The following is a 17,081-nucleotide window of genomic DNA, read 5'->3' on the forward strand; positions in this document are numbered from 1 at the left end:
GCCTAGCGGATGTTCGGGTCGAAGGTGAAGATCACCAGCGTGCCCAGAAGGATGGTGAACACCGTGGCGGTGTAGAGCAGGCCCTTCAGCCACAGCCGCGTGTTGGCGCGCTCCGCGTAGTCGTTGATGACGGTACGCAGACCGTTGGCGCCGTGCAGCATGGCCAGCCACAGCATCAGCAGGTCCCAGACCTGCCAGAACGGGGACGCCCAGCGGCCGGCCACGAAGGCGAAGCCGATCTTGGACACGCCGCCGTCGAGCACCAGCTGGATCAGGAGGTGGCCGATGACCAGGACGACGAGCACGATGCCCGAGAGGCGCATGAAGAGCCACGCGGCCATCTCGAAGTTCCCGCGGGTCGAGCGCGGGGTCTTGCCGGTCCGCTTGCGCGGGGCCTCGATGTAGGGCGCCGGGTTGTCCACGTCGTAGAGGGACACGCCCTCCACGTCGCCGACTCCCTTTTCGAAAGAAGTGTCAGAAGACATGCGTGTCACTTCCCGAACAGTTCAAGGTAGGCGTGGCCCAGGACGGGGTACAGGGCCCCGCACATCAGCACGATCCAGGTGACCACGACGGTCCAGAGCATCTGCTTCTGGTAGCGCGGGCCCTTGGACCAGAAGTCCACGGCGATGACACGGAGACCGTTGAGCGCGTGGAACAGGATTGCGGCGACGAGGCCGTACTCCAGCAGCGCGACGATCGGCGTCTTGTAGGTAGCCACGACATCGTCGTACGCCTCGGGGGAGACGCGGACGAGAGCGGTGTCGAGGACGTGTACGAACAGGAAGAAGAAGATGAGGACGCCGGTGACTCGATGAGCCACCCAGGACCACATTCCTTCCCGGCCGCGGTACAACGTTCCAGCCGGCACGGAAAACCCTCCGGAAGCGGGGCGGGGGCCAGCCGGCTTCTTTGTCGGTCGGGCCCGGCCGGGTACGGTCCACCGGCCCCGGACATCGTAGCGACGCTTTGTCGGTTCCCTTGCGCGGGGTCCATCGGTGTGATCAAACAGGCACGGACGGCCTATCCCACAGGGGCGAATAGCCCGATTTCCGTGGCAGTCAGCCCATCCGGCGAGGTCAGCCAGCGTGTCAGATCCCGGAGCCGGGCCTGTGCGGCGCGGCGCAGCTCGTCCGCCGAGATCGAGCGCTCCTCGTCGACCTCGTGGCCCATCCTCCGGCGGATCGCGCCCAGCAGCTGGTCGGCCTGCTCCTCCGGCGGGTGTCCGTCGAGGCAGATCACGAAGGCGTGGCCGAATTTCCGTTCGTACTCCGCACGGGCCGCGTCGAGGGCCAGCAGCGCGGCGTACGGGGCCCCGTGGTCCAGCTCCGCCGAGCACTCCGCGGCCAGCGCCTCGGTCAGGTCGCCCTGCGAGAGGTCGTACGAGGCCTCGTCGGCGGCGGCGAGCAGGGCCCCGGCGTCCGGGTAGGGGCGGTGCGCCGCCACCCGGTGCGCCCAGCGCCTGCTCCCGCAGCAGTGCAGCAGGACGGCCCGGGCGGCCTCGGGGGACAGGGCGTTGAACCGGGCCAGCCCGAAGCCGTGGGCAGGGGCGGAGCTTCCCGTGGGTCCGGTCCGGGGGGTGCGCCCTGGGGCCTGTGCCGGAAGGTGGCTGGACAGCAGGGGGCTCCTCGGGGCGCGGCGGGGGTGTACCGCCACGCTATCGACGCAGGGCAGGGTGTGTCGTACCGATTCGGGGATTTCACCCGGAAGTGAGCCGAAAGGATGACGTGAGCGCCACGGACAGGCATGGTGAGGGCCCCGGGAAGGGGAGGGCGACCGAGGCCGCCACCCCCCACAGGAGAGGCCCCGGTCGCCATCCGTCACGGGCTCGTGCGACAAGCCCGTACCCATGTCAGCGCCTCGGGTGCGTTTTGTGTCACACCTCGCTCCGCACAGGGTTGGTTGCGCGTTGTATCACTCGTGGACGAGAGGTGCTTGAAAGCCGTAACGTGCTGATTTGCGCCACACGTACAGGACAGTGAACGGGTTGGGGACTTTGCTGGGGGACGACGCGGAGCTGACCGCCGCGGTGCTCGCGGCACAGGACGGCGACGAGAACGCGTTCCGTGCTGTGTACCGCGCCGTGCACCCACGGCTGCTGGGATACGTACGCACGCTCGTCGGGGACGGCGACGCGGAGGACGTGACCTCGGAGGCGTGGCTGCAGATCGCCCGCGACCTCGACTCCTTCACCGGCGACGCCGACCGCTTCCGCGGCTGGGCGGCCCGTATCGCCCGCAACCGCGCCCTCGACCACATCCGCATGCGCGGCCGCCGCCCCGCCATCGGCGGCGACGACACCGAGCTGACGAGCTGGGCCGCCGAAAGCGACACCGCGGGCGCTGCCATGGAGTCCCTCTCCACCGGGCGGACCATGGCGCTGATCGCACAGCTTCCGCAGGACCAGGCCGAGGCCGTCGTCCTGCGCGTCGTGGTCGGGCTGGACGCCAAGAGCGCGGCCGAGACCCTGGGCAAGCGGCCCGGCGCCGTACGGACCGCGGCCCACCGGGGCCTGAAGAAGCTCGCCGAGCTGCTCGGCCCCGAGGGCGGGTCCGACCCGGACCCGGAGACCGGCTCCGGTTCCGGCCCGGCGGTCGGCCATAATGCCCGTGGCCGGGCATGGGGCGGCGGGGGCGGGAGGGATCTCGACGCCGTACCCGCGCAGCGTGGCCGGAGCGGGGGCTTCGCAGAACAAACCGGTGTGACGGATTCACGTTGGCGGACGCAGAAGGACATGTGATGGCCGACGAGCGCAACAGGTGGCTGGACGAAGCCGCTGCGGAAGAACTGCTGCGCGGCGAACCGGTGCAACCCGTGGGACCGGCCGCCGATCGGCGTGCCCGGGACGAGGCCGCACGGCTGCGTGCCGCCCTGGACGCCCTGGCCGGCGCGAACGGTCCGGGGCCCGCGGGCACGGAACTGCCCGGTGAGGCCGCGGCGGTGGCCGCCTTCCGCGCGGCGCGCGGCGGCGTGCGCCCTTCCGCGGCTCCTTCCGCGCATCCTCCCGTGGTGTCTCCCGCGGCGGCCGCGTCCGCCGAACCCCTGATCGCCCTCGGCCGCATCGCCCCGGCGCCCGCACCCCGGCGGAGCCGGGCCGTGAGCTTCGGCCTGGCGGCGGCCCTGGCCAGTGTCGCCGTCGGCGGACTGGCCGCCGCGGCGGGCGCCGGGCTGCTGGAGCGGTCCCGGCACGACAGTGCGGGCCCCGGTCCGGCGATGTCCGTGAGCGCGGGCGAGGACCCGGCCCCGGGCATCGGCAGCGGAGCTCCGAGCGCCAGTGCGAAGCCCACGCCCACCCCGCTGCCGAGTGGCTCGAATCCGACGGTCACCCCGGGCGCGACGCAGCCGCCCGGTACGGAGGGGCGCGGTGCGACCCCCGGTGCAGGCGCGGGCGCCGGCACCTCCTCGGGCTCGTCGGCGACGGCCGGCTCGGGCAAGGACCTCCAGGGCGGTGCGGCGGCCGCGGGCGGCATGGGCGGCAAGGACGGCGACCGGGACACCTTCGCCGGCGGTGACACGGGCGCCAAGGACCGCGACCGCGACGGCGAGAACCGCCTCAAGGTCGCCGACCTCTGCACGGAGTTCAAGGCGGGCAGGCTCGACGAGGCCCGCCGTGAGCGGCTCTCGCGCCTGGCCAACGGCCTCACCCGGATCCCGGACTACTGCAAGTCGGTGCTCGACGACGGGAGCACCGGCGGCAAGCGCAGCGACACCCAGCTGGGGGGCGGGACGCTCAGGGCGCCGACCCTGACTCCGGCGGTTCCGCGGGGTTCGTTCGACCTGCGCACCGGCCGCTGATGCGCGCGCCGGGCCGGCTGTAACACTTTTCGAACCCGCGGCGCAGTACATAACGAGCCGACTGGTCATCGGCCGCGCATGAGCCGGGGTTCCCCCCGTACCCCTGGGCTCTGCGCAACCGGCGCGGGCGGGGCACGTTCCCCCGGCCCTGCCCGCGCCCCATACGTTCGGACCGAGGAAAAGCGGAAAAGCCCGAGGCGACGCCTCGGGCTTCTTGCTTGCTACCGGTCCGCCCCGGGCGCGGGGCTCCGCGGGACCGGACACCGGTCCCGCCCCGCCCGCACCCGCCGGGCCTCACCAGTAGACGACGACCTTGTCGCCGACCTGCACCTGGTCGAACAGCGCCGACAGCTTGCCCTTGTCCCGGACGTTCACGCAGCCGTGCGAGGCCCCGTTGTAGCCGCGGGCCGCGAAGTCGGCCGAGAAGTGCACCGCCTGGCCGCCGCTGAAGAACATCGCGTACGGCATCGGCGTGTGGTAGAGCGTCGACGTCCACTCCTTGGCCTTCCAGCCCACGTTGAACACGCCCTCGCGGGTCGGGGTGTTCTCGGAGCCGAAGCGCACGTCCATCGTCGAGACGACCTTGCCGTCGATCATCCAGGCGAGGGTGCGGCTCTCCTTGCTGATGCACATGACGCGGCCCTGCATGCAGCGCGGGTCCGGGGCGTCGACCTCGTTGACGGTCGAGGGACGCAGCTCGTCGGCGGTGGGCTTCTTGCTGGCGCCCTGGATCTTCTTCCAGGTGGCCTCGTCGACCCCGCCGGTCCCGTTCAGCCCGTTCTTCGACTGGAAGGACTTGACCGCGGCGGTCGTCTTGGAGCCGTAGAAGCCGGTCGGTGCGACCGACATCAGCTTGAGCTGGCGCAGCCGGGCCTGGAGCTCGCGCACCTGCTCGTTCTCGTCGCCGTTGGCCATCAGCTGCTTCACCGACGGCGAGGCGGAGGCCGAGGGGGAAGCCGACGCGGAGGCGGAGGCGGAGGCGGACGGCGACGCCGAGGCCTCGCCGGGCTTGTTGTCGGTGGAGGGTGAGGCTTCGGGGGAGCTGCCCGCCGTGGGCGAGGACGAGACCGCGGCGGCGGAGCCGGCGGGCTCCGTCTTCTGCGGCCCGCAGGCGGTCGCGGCGAGTGCGACGGCGGTTGCCACCCCGATCGTGCGGATTATGACTCTCTGGCGCTGCATTGCAGTCCCCCCGGTTTCTACGTCGTGTATCTAGGTGATGCTCCGCGTGCGTGGACAGTTGCGCTCGGCTCCGGGATGTTGCGCCATTGTGACCGGCAGCCGTCCGCATCCTTACGAAGCGATGCGCGGCTGGGGGCGCCCCAGCGGTGGCCCGGGGGAGGTCCTGCCGGTCCCGGGCCCGCTTGCTCCATGGAGGACTACGTCACATGGCACACACCGAGAGCGGAATCCCCATCGAACCCGTCTACGGGCCCGGTGACCTGACGGGATGGGACCCGGCGGCCGAGCTCGGGCAGCCGGGCGACTTCCCCTACACAAGGGGGATTTATCCGAACATGTACACCGGCCGCCCCTGGACGATGCGGCAGTACGCCGGCTTCGGCACGGCCGCCGAGTCCAACGCCCGCTACCGGCAGCTCATCGAGGGCGGGGGCACCGGCCTGTCCGTCGCCTTCGACCTGCCGACGCAGATGGGACACGACTCCGACGCCCCCCTCGCGCAGGGCGAGGTCGGCAAGGTCGGTGTCGCCGTCGACTCGCTCGACGACATGCGGACGCTGTTCGAGGGGATCCCCCTCGACCGGGTCTCCACCTCGATGACCATCAACGCGCCCGCCGCGCTGCTCCTGCTGCTCTACCAGCTGGTGGCGGAGGAACAGGGCATCCCGGGCGCGCAGCTCACGGGGACCGTCCAGAACGACGTACTGAAGGAGTACATCGCGCGCGGCACCTACATCTTCCCGCCCGGTCCCTCGCTGCGGCTGACGGCCGACACCTTCCGCTACTGCCGGGCCGAGATCCCCCGGTGGAACACCATCTCCATCTCCGGCTACCACATGGCCGAAGCCGGCGCCTCGCCCGCGCAGGAGGTGGCCTTCACCCTCGCCGACGGCATCGCCTACGTCCGTACGGCCCTGGCGGCCGGGATGGAGGTCGACGAATTCGCGCCCCGGCTCTCCTTCTTCTTCGTCGCCCGCACCACCCTGCTGGAGGAGGTCGCGAAGTTCCGCGCGGCCCGGCGGATCTGGGCCCGCGTCATGCGCGAGGAGTTCGGGGCCCGGGACCCGAAGTCGCTGATGCTGCGCTTCCACACCCAGACCGCCGGGGTCCAGCTCACCGCGCAGCAGCCGGAACTGAACCTCGTACGGGTGGCCGTGCAGGCCCTGGCCGCCGTCCTCGGCGGCACCCAGTCGCTGCACACCAACTCCTTCGACGAGGCGATCGCCCTGCCGACCGAGAAGTCCGCCCGCCTCGCGCTGCGCACCCAGCAGGTCCTCGCGTACGAGACGGACGTGCCGCACACCGCGGACCCCTTCGCCGGGTCGTACGCGGTGGAGCGGATGACGGACGAACTGGAGGCGGCGGCGCTCGCGCTGATGCGCCGGATCGAGGACCTGGGCGGGGCGGTGGCCGCGATCGAGGCCGGGTTCCAGAAGGCCGAGATCGAGCGGAACGCCTACCGCATCGCGCAGGAGACCGAGAACGGGGAGCGGGTGGTGGTCGGGGTCAACCGCTTCGCACTGGAGCGCGAGGAACCGTACGAGCCGCTGCGCGTGGACCCGGCGATCGAGGCGCGGCAGTGCGCGGCACTGGCCCGGCTGCGGGCGGAGCGCGACGGGGAGGCGGTGACGGCGGCGCTCGCGGCCCTGAAGGAGGCGGCGGCGGGGACGGCGAACGTGCTGTACCCGATGAAGGAGGCGCTGCGCGCCCGGGCCACGGTGGGGGAGGTGTGCGAGGCGCTGCGGGAGGTGTGGGGCACCTACGAGCCCGCCGGTTCCACCTGGTGAAACACACTGGCGCGACAGGTGCAACCTTGTGGGACACTCCTGCGCATGCTGGGTGTGACAGATCTTCCGACTTATCTCGCCGGCCTGGTGCTGATCATTCTGCTGCCGGGGCCGAACTCCCTCTACGTGCTCTCCGTGGCCGCCCGCCGCGGGGTGCGCACCGGGTACAAGGCCGCCGCCGGGGTGTTCACCGGCGACGCCGTGCTCATGCTGCTGACCGCCGTGGGCGCCGGGGCGCTGCTGCGGGCGAGCCCGCTGGTGTTCACCGTGGTGAAGTTCCTCGGCGCCGGGTACCTGGCCTGGCTGGCCGTCGGGATGATGCGGGGCGCGTGGGCGCTGTGGCGCACGCGCGCCGAGCGGGCCGGGGCGGAGGCCGCCGTCCCCGCCGACCCGGCCGAGAACGAGCGGCCCTACCGGCGGGCACTGCTGATCAGCCTCCTCAACCCGAAGGCCATCCTCTTCCTGATGTCCTTCTTCGTGCAGTTCGTGGACCCGTCCTACGCCTACCCGGCGCTGTCCTTCCTGCTGCTGGGCGGTCTGCTGCAGACCGGCAGCTTCCTGTACCTGACGATGCTGATCTTCGGCGGGACCCGTCTCTCGGCGGCCTTCCGGCGCCGCAAGCGGCTGTCGGCCGGGGCCACCTCGGCGGCGGGCGTGCTCTTCCTCGGCTTCGCGGCCAAGCTCGCCGTCAGCTGAGGCCCCTCAGCTGAGCACCCGGCGCAGCCACCCCATCCGCCGTACGACGCGGCGCACCGCCGGGCTCCGCGGCAGGAACGACAGCTGCGCCGGGATGCCGCCCGGCAGGCCGAGCGCGGTCAGCCGGCGGCGCGTGAAGTACCGCCAGGTGCGCGGGGTGAGGTGTCTGGCCAGGTAGGCCTCGGCCGCCGGGCGCCGCGCGGCCAGGATCTGCGGCTGCATGGTGAACCCGACAGCTGTGAGCAGCGCCGCCGGTTCCGCCCGGACCCGCTCGGGGGTCGGAGGCGTCCAGGTGCGGACGGCCTCCGCGTCGGCGAGGTCCGGAAGCAGGGCGTCCACCAGGGCCAGCGGGACCCGGTTGCTGTTCGGGTACGGGGTCAGGGCGGCCAGCACCGCGTCGGTGCCGGTCCGGGCGACCGGAAGCCCGTACAGCGTGGCGGCGGTCAGCAGCCCGGTGGAGAAGCAGCCGACGACCAGCGCGGGGCGCAGCCGCTGGTAGAGGGTCTCGGCCAGGACCGGGGCGGCGATCACGGTCAGCCGCGCGCCGAGCCGCTCGGCCTCCTCCTCGGCCCGGCGCCAGTACGCGGCCGGGGCGCCCGGGTGCGGTTTGAAGACCAGCTCCCGGTGGCCCAGGGCGTAAGCGCCCCGGACCATCGACACGTGCAGCTCCTCCTCCTCGGCCAGGGTCATCAGGTCGAGTGCGGAGAGGTACTGGCCCAGCAGGAGGGCGGGGCGTGCCGCGGGTCCGGGTGCCTCGTCCGCGGTGGCCTCGGCGAGCTCCGCGAGGACCTTCAGGAACGGCTCCGTCGGCACCAGTTCCACCCGCACGCCGAACTCCGTGAGCAGCAGGGGCTCCAGCCCGGGCACCAGGTCCAGGTGGAGCACCCGCCGTACCCGCATCCCGAGCTGCGGGTCGAGGCGGAAGCGGGTGGGTCCGTAGCTCATGAGCCCGTCGGCGTAGACGTCGACGGCCGCGCCGGGGAAGAGGCGGCACAGGCTCTGGGCCGGCGGGACCTGGAGGGACTCCACGATCAGCTCGACCCGGTCCTCGCCCAGGTTCCACAGCGTGCGCAGCTGCCGCTCCCAGACCGGGACGTCCTCCGCGCGCGGGGCCCAGGTGCTCGGGTGCTGCGGCTCGATGACCCGGTTCCAGTCGAGGACCTCGTCGAAGCGGGGGCGCAGGGCGGCGAAGCCCGGCATGTCCGTGACCCCCGGGGTGACCTCGGCCGTGACGGCGTGGTTGCTGGTCAGCAGGATGCGGCGGCCGGCGGGCGGGAAGGAGCCCGCGTCGATGCCCGCGGCGAGCGTGGCCGCGCCGTAGAGGGTGGAGGCCAGGAAGATCTGGGTGGGCATCAGGCACTCGCTCCCGACGGGGCGGCGCGGCGGCCGGTGCGCAGGCGGCGCAGCACGGCGGAGCGCTCGACGTCCATCGAGTCCAGGACCTGGTCCAGTACGGCCTGCGGCATGCGGCCGAGCGCGGCCGAGCTCATGAGACGGAGTTTCTTGGCCACGTCCGGCTCGAACCTTTCGATGGACCCGAAATGGTGGGCGATAATTGCACAATAAGTCCGAACGGCTTTCGGGAGCAGTCGATCGGATTCCCGGTCGGCGGTGACTTCCGCGAGTACTTGATCGAATGCGCGGATGAAATCGAGCTGCCGTTCGTCTCCGGTCTGCGTCAATGAGGTGGAAACCCCGCGCCGGTAGAAGACGCCGGGCAGTCCGACCGCGGCGAACGACTCCGCCTCCCGGTGCAGCCGCCAGATCCACGGCCGGTCCTCCGCGGTCCGCAGCCCGTCGGTGAAGTGCAGCAGCCCCCGGTCCAGCAGCCGCCGGTGGTACATCCCGGCCCAGGCGTACGGATAGTCCACCGACGTGGCCCGGTCGGCGGGCAGGATCGCCGTGCGCGGCGCGGCGACCACCGACTGCGGGCCGTAGGGGACGCGCTGCACGCTCCGCGACCGGCCGGCGCACCGCACATGGTCGGTACGGACGAAATCGCAGCTCAGACCCTCTATCGCGGCCAGCACCCGGGCCAGGTGGCCGGGCGCCAGCCAGTCGTCGCTGTCCAGGAAGGCCAGGTATTCGCCGCGGGCCGCGTCCAGACCGGTGTTACGGGCGGTGGCCAGGCCGCCGTTGCGCTCGTGTCTGAGGTGCACCGCCCCCGGCAGCTCGCGCGCCGCCCGTTCCAGCAGGCCGGACGTCCCGTCCGTCGAGCAGTCGTCGACGAGCAGGAACTCGAAATCCTCCCGGGCGTTGAGTTCGAGACTCTTCAGGGCGTCCGGTGCGTATGTCTGCACGTTGTAGAACGGCACGACAACAGAGAGCTTGGGCACCCGCGAGACATTAGGGCGCCGCCCGTCATTCACTGTGGCCCGTATGCGGAATCCATGTGAACGGCACGGGGCGGGCGAGTTAACCCGCACGCTTTCGCATTCAGTCGACGCGTTGTTAACCCGCTGTTGTGCGGTCGTTGGGCCGATCACCGAATTCGCGGAATAGCTTCTGCCGCGTGCCAGAACGCAAACGCGTCGCCGTACTCGCCGATTCCGACACGCGATGGAAATGGGGCGCACTCACCGCCCGCCGTCTCGTACCCGACCACCAGCTCACCGGATTCCTGCTGCGCGGCCGGGCCACGCCCACCGCGCGCCAGCTCGGCGAGGTGGGGGTGCGGGCCGACCGGCTGTCCGAGGTGACCTGCGCCGAGTTCCTCGCCGAGATCGAACGCGAGCGCTACGACGTGGTCGTCCTCGCGCTCGTCGGCGGGGCCGTCCAGGCCGTCCTGCACGGCGCCCGGGCCCTGTGGCCCGCCCCGGCCCGGCGCCCCGTCCTCGTCACCGGCTACGTGGGAGTCGTGTACGAGAAGCTCGCCGACGGGCTGCTGCTGCGCCACGGCGCCGACCTCGTCCTCGCCAACTCCCGCCACGACGCCCAGCGGTTCCGCGCCGTGTACGAGGGCGTCGGCGCGGACGCCGCCGCCGTCACCGAGACCGCGCTGCCCTTCCTGGGCGGAGCACCGTACGAGCCGGCCGGGAGCCGCGCCCACACCGTGGTCTTCGCCGTCCAGCCCTCCGTGCCCGACAGCCGCGCCGACCGCGCCTACCTGCTGGAACGAGCCGCCGGACACGCCCGGCTGCACCCCGGGCGGGAAGTGCTGATCAAGCTGCGCAGCAAGCCCGGGGAGCACACCACGCACCTGGAGGAGCAGCCGTACCAGCGGCTCGCCGAGAAGATCCCGGGCGGACTGCCCGCCAACTGCCGCCTGGTGTACGGGAACATGGGCGAGGTCCTGGACGGCGCCGACCTGCTCGTCACCGTCTCCTCCACGGCCGCCCTGGAATCCCTGCACCGCTCCATCCCGACCGCGATCCTCACCGACCTCGGCATCCGCGAGGCACTCGGCAACCACCACTTCCTCGGCTCCGGCTGCCTGGCCTCCTGGGACCAGATCGACTCCGGTCTGCTCCCGGTGGGGGACCCGGCCTGGCTGGCGGCGCAGGGCGTCCTGCCCGCCGCGGCCGCGGGTACGGGCGCGGACCCCGGCCGGGACACGGGCGCGGACGCCTACGCCGTCGCCCGGGCCAAGGTCGCCGGACTGCTCGCCGCCACCCGGCTGCCCTCGCCCGCCCCGTACTACACGCGCACCACCGCCCCCGGATACCTCCCCGGGATCCTCGCCCGCCACCACCTCGCGCCCGACGGCACCCCGCTGCCCGGCGCGGTGCGCCCGGCCGCGGGGGAGTCCCGGCTGCGCCGGCGGCTGCGCGCCCACCTGCGCGAGGCCGCCCGCGGGGCCTACCGGCACGGCGTCCAGCGCGTGGCCCCGGTGATCCGCAGGCTGGGGGAGCTGTGAGGGTCCTCGCCGTCATCCCGGCCCGCGGCGGCTCCAAGGGAGTCCCCGGCAAGAACCTCGCCGAGGTCGCCGGCACCCCGCTCGTCGCCCGCGCCGTCCTGGCCTGCCGGGCCGCGCCGACCGTCACCGACGTGGTGGTCTCCACCGACTCCGAGGCCATCGCCGCCGCCGCCCGCGCCGCCGGGGCCGACGTCATCGCCCGCCCCACCGCGATCTCCGGCGACACCGCGAGCAGCGAGGCCGCCGTCCTGCACGCCCTGGCCACCTTCGAGGAACTGCACTCCCTCGCCGTGGACGTGGTCCTCCTCGTCCAGTGCACCAGCCCCTTCCTCGCCACCTCCGACGTCGAGTCGGTCGCCGTGGCCGTCGCCTCCGGAGCCGCCGACTCGGCCCTGACCGTGGCCCCGTTCCACGGGTTCCTCTGGCGGGAGGGGGCCGACGGCTCGGGTGCCGGGGTCAACCACGACGCCGCGTACCGCCCCCGGCGCCAGGACCGGCCGCAGGACCTGCTGGAGACCGGCGCCGCCTACGCCATGGACGCCGCGGGCTTCCGCACCGCCCGGCACCGGTTCTTCGGCCGCACCCTCCCCGTCCCCACCGACCCCGCGCGGGTCCTGGAGATCGACGACCCGCACGACCTGGACCGCGCCCGACTGCTCGCACCCCTGCTCGACCCGCGCCCCGGAGCACACCCCGCACGGCCCGCCCCGGACCCCGGCGCGCACGCACACCCCGACCCGCAGCCCACACCCCGTACGCCCCGTACACCCCCGTACCGAAGGACGCCTCCTGCCATGACGACCCTCCCCGACCCCCGCCTGCGTACCTTCGGCTCCCGCGCCGCGGGCCCCGGCCGCCCCGTCTACGTCGTCGGCGAGATCGGCATCAACCACAACGGCGACCTCGGCAACGCCTTCGCCCTCATCGACGCCGCCGCCGAAGCCGGCTGCGACGCCGTGAAGTTCCAGAAGCGCACCCCCGAGATCTGCACCCCGCGCGACCAGTGGGACATCGAACGCGACACCCCCTGGGGCCGGATGACCTACATCGACTACCGCCACAAGGTCGAGTTCGGCGAGGACGAGTACCGCGCCATCGACGACCACTGCGCCAAGCGCGGCATCGACTGGTTCGCCTCCCCGTGGGACACCGAGGCCGTCGCCTTCCTGGAGAAGTTCGACGTCCCCGCCCACAAGGTGGCCTCCGCCTCCCTCACCGACGACGAGCTGCTGCGCGCCCTGCGCGCCACCGGCCGCACCGTCGTGCTGTCCACCGGCATGTCCACCCCGCAGCAGATCCGCCACGCGGTGGAGGTGCTCGGCAGCGCCAACATCCTTCTCTGCCACGCGACTTCGACGTACCCGGCCAAGGCCGAGGAGCTCAACCTGCGGGTGATCAACACCCTGCGGGAGGAGTACCCGAACGTCCCGATCGGCTACTCCGGCCACGAGACGGGTCTGCAGACCACCCTCGCCGCGGTCGCCCTCGGCGCCACCTTCGTCGAGCGCCACATCACCCTCGACCGCGCGATGTGGGGCTCCGACCAGGCCGCCTCCGTCGAGCCCGGCGGCCTCACCCGCCTGGTCCGCGACATCCGCACCATCGAGACCGCCCTGGGCGACGGCGTCAAGCGCGTCTACGAGTCCGAGCTCGGCCCCATGAAGAAGCTCCGCCGCGTCCGGGGCGAGCTCGCAGCCGTCTGACGCCAGGGGGTGTCTTGCCGGTCAGGGCGGGCTCGCGGCGCCCGGCACCGCGCCTCGCCGCGTTGTCCTCGGTCGGCGACGCTCCGCGTCGCCTCCCTCGTCCGCCTTGCGATACACGGCACCGACCACCGCTCCCTGATCCGCCCTGACCGGCAAGACACCCCCTAAGCCCGGCGCGTACGCGTTCCGTCCCCCGACAAGGAGCACGTGGTGACCCCCTCCAGCCCCACCGCCCCCACCCTGGCGTTCGTCGAGAGTCCGGTCCAGCTCCTGAACGTGCTGGAGTGGGCGTACGCACGTCCCGGAGGGCAGCCGCAGCTGGACGGCGTCCCGCGCCAGCGGGGGCGGCGCGCCGGCGGCGGGGACCCGCCCGGCTCCGCACCCCGGCCGGCGGGCGCCGCGGCCCCCCTGCGGATCGTCGTCCTGCCGCCCACCGACCCGATGTCCCGCGGCCAGCTGCGCCGGGTGGCCGCGCTGGCCCGGGACGAGGGGCACGAGGTGCGGTGGCAGGAGGCGCGCGGCAGCCGGTTCGCACCGCTGAAGGCGCTCGCCGCACTGGCGCACGACGTGCGCGCCGCGCGCACGGTCGTCGTCGGGGACCCCTTCTCGCGCTACGTCCAGCTGCTGCTCACCCTCGTGCGCGCCGAGGAGCTCGTCGTGGTCGACGACGGCACCGCCACCATGGAGTTCATGGCCCAGACCGCCCGCGGCGAACGCCTCGTACGGTGGCACCGGGTCGGCGGCGGCGGACTGCCCGGCCGGGTCCGCGAGCTGGCGTACGCACCCGTCTCGGCGACCGCGCGCCGCCGCTTCACCCCGGCCGCCCACCGCGGCCACCGCGTCGAGGTGTTCAGCTCGATGCCCGTCACCCCCCACGGCGGGATGACGCTGCGGGTCAACGACTTCGCCTGGACCCGCGCCCGGTTCGGACCGCCCCGGCTGACCAGGGGCACCGACCTGGTCGGCACCTCGCTCGTGGAGACCGGGGTGGTGGACCCGGACCGCTATCTGGAGGCGGTGCGCGCCCTGACCCTGGAACACGGAGCCACCCGCTACTTCGCCCACCGCCGCGAGTCCCCGGAGAAGCTGCGCGCCCTGAGCCGCGCGACGGGGCTGGAGATCGTGCGCCCGGACCTGCCGCTGGAGCTGATCGCCCGGCGCGGTCCGGTCGGCCGGACGATCGTCAGCTTTCCGTCCACCGTCGTCCACACGCTGCCGTACGCCCTGACCGGTACCGGTGTCACGGTCGCCGTATGCGATGTGGACCCCGCCTGGCTCACCGGGTCCGCCTCCCCGCGCGCCCGCAGCTTCCTCGCGGGGGTCACCGACACCGCCCGTGATGTGCGCAGACTGCCTGCCCAGGCGGCTCCCACGGCCGGATGAGCGCGCGAGTTTACCCCTGGGCGCATCCGGTCATGCGTCCGGAGGCCGGGTTTCTTTCCCCTAACGGCATGAACTTTTCGTGATCCCCGGCCAGTTGACCCGTCCGTGGGCCTACCCTTCAACGGGTGAACCAGTTGATGTCCCGCGAGTCCCAGACCGCCCAGCCCGCCGCGTCCGACCGGCCCGAGCTGCCCGGCAAGCTTCCGGACCACCTGCGTACCGAACTGATCGCCTTCCGCCGGGACTTGCACATGCACCCGGAGCTCGGACACCAGGAATTCCGTACCACCGCGGCGATCAAGGCCCGGCTGGAGAAAGCCGGCCTGCGACCACGGGTGCTGAAGTCCGGCACGGGCCTGATCTGTGACGTGGGCACCTGGGACGGGGGCCGGCCGATGCTGGCCCTGCGCGCGGACATCGACGCCCTGCCCATCCCGGATGCCAAGACGCACGTCCCGTACCGCTCGACCTTCGCGGACCGCGCCCACGCCTGCGGCCACGACGTGCACACCGCGGTGGTCCTCGGCGCCGGCCTGGTCCTCGCCGAGCTCGACCGGCAGGGGCTGCTGCCCCGCCCCGTGCGGCTGCTCTTCCAGCCCGCCGAGGAGGTGCTCCCGGGCGGGGCCACCGACGCGATCGACTCCGGGGTCCTGGACGGGGTCGGCCGGATCGTCGCCGTGCACTGCGACCCCCGGGTCGACGCGGGGCGCATCGGGCTGCGGGCCGGCGCCATCACCTCCGCCTGCGACCGGCTGGAGGTCACCCTCTCCGGCGCCGGCGGGCACACCGCGCGGCCGCACCTGACCACCGACCTGGTGACGGCCGCGGCCCGGGTGGCCGTCGACGCCCCGGCCCTGCTGGCCCGGCGGATGGACGCCCGCTCGGGGATGTCGGTCACCTGGGGCCGGATCGAGGCCGGGCACGCCTGCAACGTCATCCCGATGCACGCCGAGCTCTCGGGAACGGTGCGCTGCCTGGACCTGAACGCCTGGCACGAGGCGCCGGACATGATCCACGCGGCGATCGACGAGATCGCGACCATGCACGGGGCCAAGTTCGAGATCAACCACGTGCGCGGGGTGCCTCCGGTGGTCAACGACCCCGTGATCACCGAGCTGCTGCGGGAGGCGATGGGTGTCCGCTGCGGAGCGGAGTCGGTCGAGGACACCGAGCAGAGCCTGGGCGGGGAGGACTTCTCCTGGTACCTGGAGCACGTTCCGGGCGCGATGGCCCGGCTGGGAGTGCGTACACCGGGCGACAGCGCCAAGCGTGACCTGCACCGCGGTGACTTCGACGTGGACGAGTCCGCGATCGGCGTCGGAGTGGAGTTCTTCACGGCCGCCGCGATGATCGACGGGCTGCGCGCGGTGGCCGCGAGGTAGCCGGCGGCCGGATCTCCTTACAACATCGCGGGGCCTCCCGGCGGGCGTGTCCAGCCCTTGGTACGCAAGGGTTGGGCACGTAAGGAGTCACCAATCGGTCACTGTCCGGTTCGCGACGATCCGATAACGACTCATGAACGGGCCTTTAACTGACATCTACGCGCGTTACGATCGCCGCGAAACCAGCGCCGGTCGTGGCGCTTCGGTCAGGTTTTGAAGGAGCCTCCCCTTGCGCCGGATCACCAGGATCGCCACCGTGGGCATCGCGTCCGCGGCGCTGGCCCTCTCGGCCACCGCCTGTGGCGGAAAGAAGTCGTCGGACGCCTCGTCCTCCCCCTCGGAGTCGGGTCAGAAGTCCGCAGCCATCGCGTACGACATCGGTGGCCGCGGCGACCAGTCGTTCAACGATGCCGCCTACGCCGGTCTGAAGAAGGCCGAAACCGACCTGAAGGTCAAGACCGCCGAGGCGGAGCCCACCGACGGCGAGGGCGAGGCCGACAAGGTCCAGCGCCTCACCGAGCTGGCCCGCAAGGGCAACAACCCGGTCATCGGCGTCGGCTTCGCCTACGCCCCGGCCATCAAGAAGGTCGCGCCGAAGTTCCCGAACACCACGTTCGGCATCATCGACGACACCTCGGTCACCGGCCCGAACATCGCCAACCTCGTCTTCAACGAGGAGCAGGGCTCCTACCTGGCCGGCGTCGCCGCCGCCAAGGCGTCCAAGACCGGCACGGTCGGCTTCATCGGCGGTGTCGAGGTTCCGCTGATCAAGAAGTTCGAGGCGGGCTTCACCCAGGGCGTCAAGGACACCAACCCGAACGCCAAGGTGCTCTCCGCGTACCTGACGCAGCCGCCGAACTTCGACGGTTTCGCCAAGCCCGACCTCGGCAAGGCCGCCGCGCTGGGCCAGCTCGACGCGGGCGGCGCCGACGTGGTCTACGCCGCTGCCGGTCTCGCCGGTTCGGGTGCCATCGAGGCCGCTTCCTCCAAGGGCAAGTGGGCCATCGGCGTCGACTCCGACCAGTACAACCAGGCCGGTCTGGCGAAGTACAAGGACTCGATCCTGACCTCGGTCACCAAGGACGTCGAGGACTCGGTCTTCAACCTGATCAAGTCGGTCGAGGACGGCAAGCCGACCACCGGCGAGATCCGCTACGGCCTGGACAAGGACGGCGTCGGCCTGGCCGACTCCAACCCGAAGTACAAGGAGATGGCTGACGTCGTCGCCGCGGTCGAGAAGGCCAAGGCCGACATCATCGCCAAGAAGATCACCGTCAAGACCGCGCCGTAAGGCCGTTCC

The 17,081-nt window shown here is 72.3% G+C and carries 15 protein-coding genes and 1 pseudogene; 10 read left to right on the plus strand and 6 right to left on the minus strand.

The features are described 5' to 3' along the window. Positions 1-2: 2 nt before the first annotated feature. From ACXNSR_RS23900 to ACXNSR_RS23910, 3 genes are all read right to left on the minus strand, one after another. Entirely contained in the window at positions 3-485 is a 483-nt protein-coding gene (locus tag ACXNSR_RS23900; RefSeq protein WP_376159330.1) for a succinate dehydrogenase hydrophobic membrane anchor subunit, read from the minus strand. A 5-nt stretch (positions 486-490) separates the two neighbouring features. After that, positions 491-871, minus strand: coding sequence for a succinate dehydrogenase, cytochrome b556 subunit (gene sdhC / locus ACXNSR_RS23905; RefSeq protein ID WP_458637524.1), 381 nt, complete (start codon positions 869-871; stop codon positions 491-493). Positions 872-1,023: 152 nt separating this feature from the next. After that, positions 1,024-1,656, minus strand: coding sequence for a 2-oxo-4-hydroxy-4-carboxy-5-ureidoimidazoline decarboxylase (locus ACXNSR_RS23910; protein WP_458637525.1), 633 nt, complete (start codon positions 1,654-1,656; stop codon positions 1,024-1,026). Positions 1,657-1,996: 340 nt separating this feature from the next. On the opposite strand from ACXNSR_RS23910, the gene ACXNSR_RS23915 reads away from it, so the two are divergent. Together ACXNSR_RS23915 and ACXNSR_RS23920 are read left to right on the plus strand one after the other, a co-directional pair. After that, complete coding sequence (locus tag ACXNSR_RS23915; protein WP_458643371.1) at positions 1,997-2,740, plus strand: RNA polymerase sigma factor; 744 nt, start codon at positions 1,997-1,999, stop codon at positions 2,738-2,740. Continuing rightward, entirely contained in the window at positions 2,740-3,795 is a 1,056-nt protein-coding gene (locus ACXNSR_RS23920; RefSeq protein WP_458637526.1) for a hypothetical protein, read from the plus strand. Before ACXNSR_RS23915 ends, ACXNSR_RS23920 begins: the two co-directional genes overlap by 1 nt. 294 nt (positions 3,796-4,089) lie before the next feature. Here ACXNSR_RS23920 and ACXNSR_RS23925 read toward each other — a convergent pair whose 3' ends face one another. Next, on the minus strand, positions 4,090-4,974 hold the full coding sequence (locus ACXNSR_RS23925; RefSeq protein WP_458637527.1) for a L,D-transpeptidase family protein: 885 nt from the start codon (positions 4,972-4,974) through the stop codon (positions 4,090-4,092). A gap of 206 nt (positions 4,975-5,180) precedes the next feature. On the opposite strand from ACXNSR_RS23925, the gene ACXNSR_RS23930 reads away from it, so the two are divergent. Continuing rightward, positions 5,181-6,761 (plus strand): acyl-CoA mutase large subunit family protein, encoded by a 1,581-nt coding sequence (locus ACXNSR_RS23930; protein ID WP_458637528.1) that lies wholly within the window; start codon positions 5,181-5,183, stop codon positions 6,759-6,761. Positions 6,762-6,806: 45 nt separating this feature from the next. Further along, on the plus strand, positions 6,807-7,457 hold the full coding sequence (gene leuE, locus ACXNSR_RS23935) for a leucine efflux protein LeuE (RefSeq protein WP_458637529.1): 651 nt from the start codon (positions 6,807-6,809) through the stop codon (positions 7,455-7,457). Positions 7,458-7,463: 6 nt separating this feature from the next. Here leuE and ACXNSR_RS23940 read toward each other — a convergent pair whose 3' ends face one another. Further along, on the minus strand, positions 7,464-8,810 hold the full coding sequence (locus ACXNSR_RS23940) for a polysialyltransferase family glycosyltransferase (RefSeq protein WP_458637530.1): 1,347 nt from the start codon (positions 8,808-8,810) through the stop codon (positions 7,464-7,466). Next, on the minus strand, positions 8,810-9,793 hold the full coding sequence (locus ACXNSR_RS23945) for a glycosyltransferase family 2 protein (RefSeq protein WP_458637531.1): 984 nt from the start codon (positions 9,791-9,793) through the stop codon (positions 8,810-8,812). The genes ACXNSR_RS23940 and ACXNSR_RS23945 overlap by 1 nt, the downstream gene beginning before the upstream one ends. Before the next feature lie 176 nt (positions 9,794-9,969). On the opposite strand from ACXNSR_RS23945, the gene ACXNSR_RS23950 reads away from it, so the two are divergent. The 6 genes and pseudogenes from ACXNSR_RS23950 to ACXNSR_RS23975 all read left to right on the plus strand — a co-directional run bounded on the left by ACXNSR_RS23950 (position 9,970) and on the right by ACXNSR_RS23975 (position 17,072). Further along, positions 9,970-11,313, plus strand: a complete 1,344-nt coding sequence (locus tag ACXNSR_RS23950; RefSeq protein WP_458637532.1) for a DUF6716 putative glycosyltransferase — start codon at positions 9,970-9,972, stop codon at positions 11,311-11,313. Further along, a pseudogene (locus tag ACXNSR_RS23955) lies at positions 11,310-11,675 on the plus strand (acylneuraminate cytidylyltransferase family protein); the annotation flags it as partial. The gene ACXNSR_RS23950 and the pseudogene ACXNSR_RS23955, both read left to right, overlap by 4 nt. 432 nt (positions 11,676-12,107) lie before the next feature. Further along, a complete protein-coding gene (locus ACXNSR_RS23960) occupies positions 12,108-13,016 on the plus strand; it encodes an N-acetylneuraminate synthase family protein (protein ID WP_458643372.1) in 909 nt (302 codons plus the stop codon). 210 nt (positions 13,017-13,226) lie between these two features. Further along, complete coding sequence (locus tag ACXNSR_RS23965; RefSeq protein WP_458637533.1) at positions 13,227-14,399, plus strand: hypothetical protein; 1,173 nt, start codon at positions 13,227-13,229, stop codon at positions 14,397-14,399. 137 nt (positions 14,400-14,536) lie between these two features. After that, positions 14,537-15,781, plus strand: coding sequence for an amidohydrolase (locus ACXNSR_RS23970; protein ID WP_458643373.1), 1,245 nt, complete (start codon positions 14,537-14,539; stop codon positions 15,779-15,781). A gap of 229 nt (positions 15,782-16,010) precedes the next feature. Continuing rightward, complete coding sequence (locus ACXNSR_RS23975) at positions 16,011-17,072, plus strand: BMP family lipoprotein (protein WP_030009881.1); 1,062 nt, start codon at positions 16,011-16,013, stop codon at positions 17,070-17,072. The last annotated feature ends 9 nt before the right edge of the window (positions 17,073-17,081 follow it).

This window comes from Streptomyces sp. NC-S4 (assembly GCF_054353315.1).

Bases quoted from the DNA above. Each gene is read 5' to 3' on its own strand.
- ACXNSR_RS23900 (WP_376159330.1), bottom strand. From the start codon at position 485: ATGTCTTCTGACACTTCTTTCGAAAAGGGAGTCGGCGACGTGGAGGGC.
- ACXNSR_RS23920 (WP_458637526.1), top strand. From the start codon at position 2,740: ATGGCCGACGAGCGCAACAGGTGGCTGGACGAAGCCGCTGCGGAAGAA.
- ACXNSR_RS23925 (WP_458637527.1), bottom strand. From the start codon at position 4,974: ATGCAGCGCCAGAGAGTCATAATCCGCACGATCGGGGTGGCAACCGCC.
- ACXNSR_RS23930 (WP_458637528.1), top strand. From the start codon at position 5,181: ATGGCACACACCGAGAGCGGAATCCCCATCGAACCCGTCTACGGGCCC.
- leuE (WP_458637529.1), top strand. From the start codon at position 6,807: ATGCTGGGTGTGACAGATCTTCCGACTTATCTCGCCGGCCTGGTGCTG.
- ACXNSR_RS23940 (WP_458637530.1), bottom strand. From the start codon at position 8,810: ATGCCCACCCAGATCTTCCTGGCCTCCACCCTCTACGGCGCGGCCACG.
- ACXNSR_RS23960 (WP_458643372.1), top strand. From the start codon at position 12,108: ATGACGACCCTCCCCGACCCCCGCCTGCGTACCTTCGGCTCCCGCGCC.
- ACXNSR_RS23970 (WP_458643373.1), top strand. From the start codon at position 14,537: ATGTCCCGCGAGTCCCAGACCGCCCAGCCCGCCGCGTCCGACCGGCCC.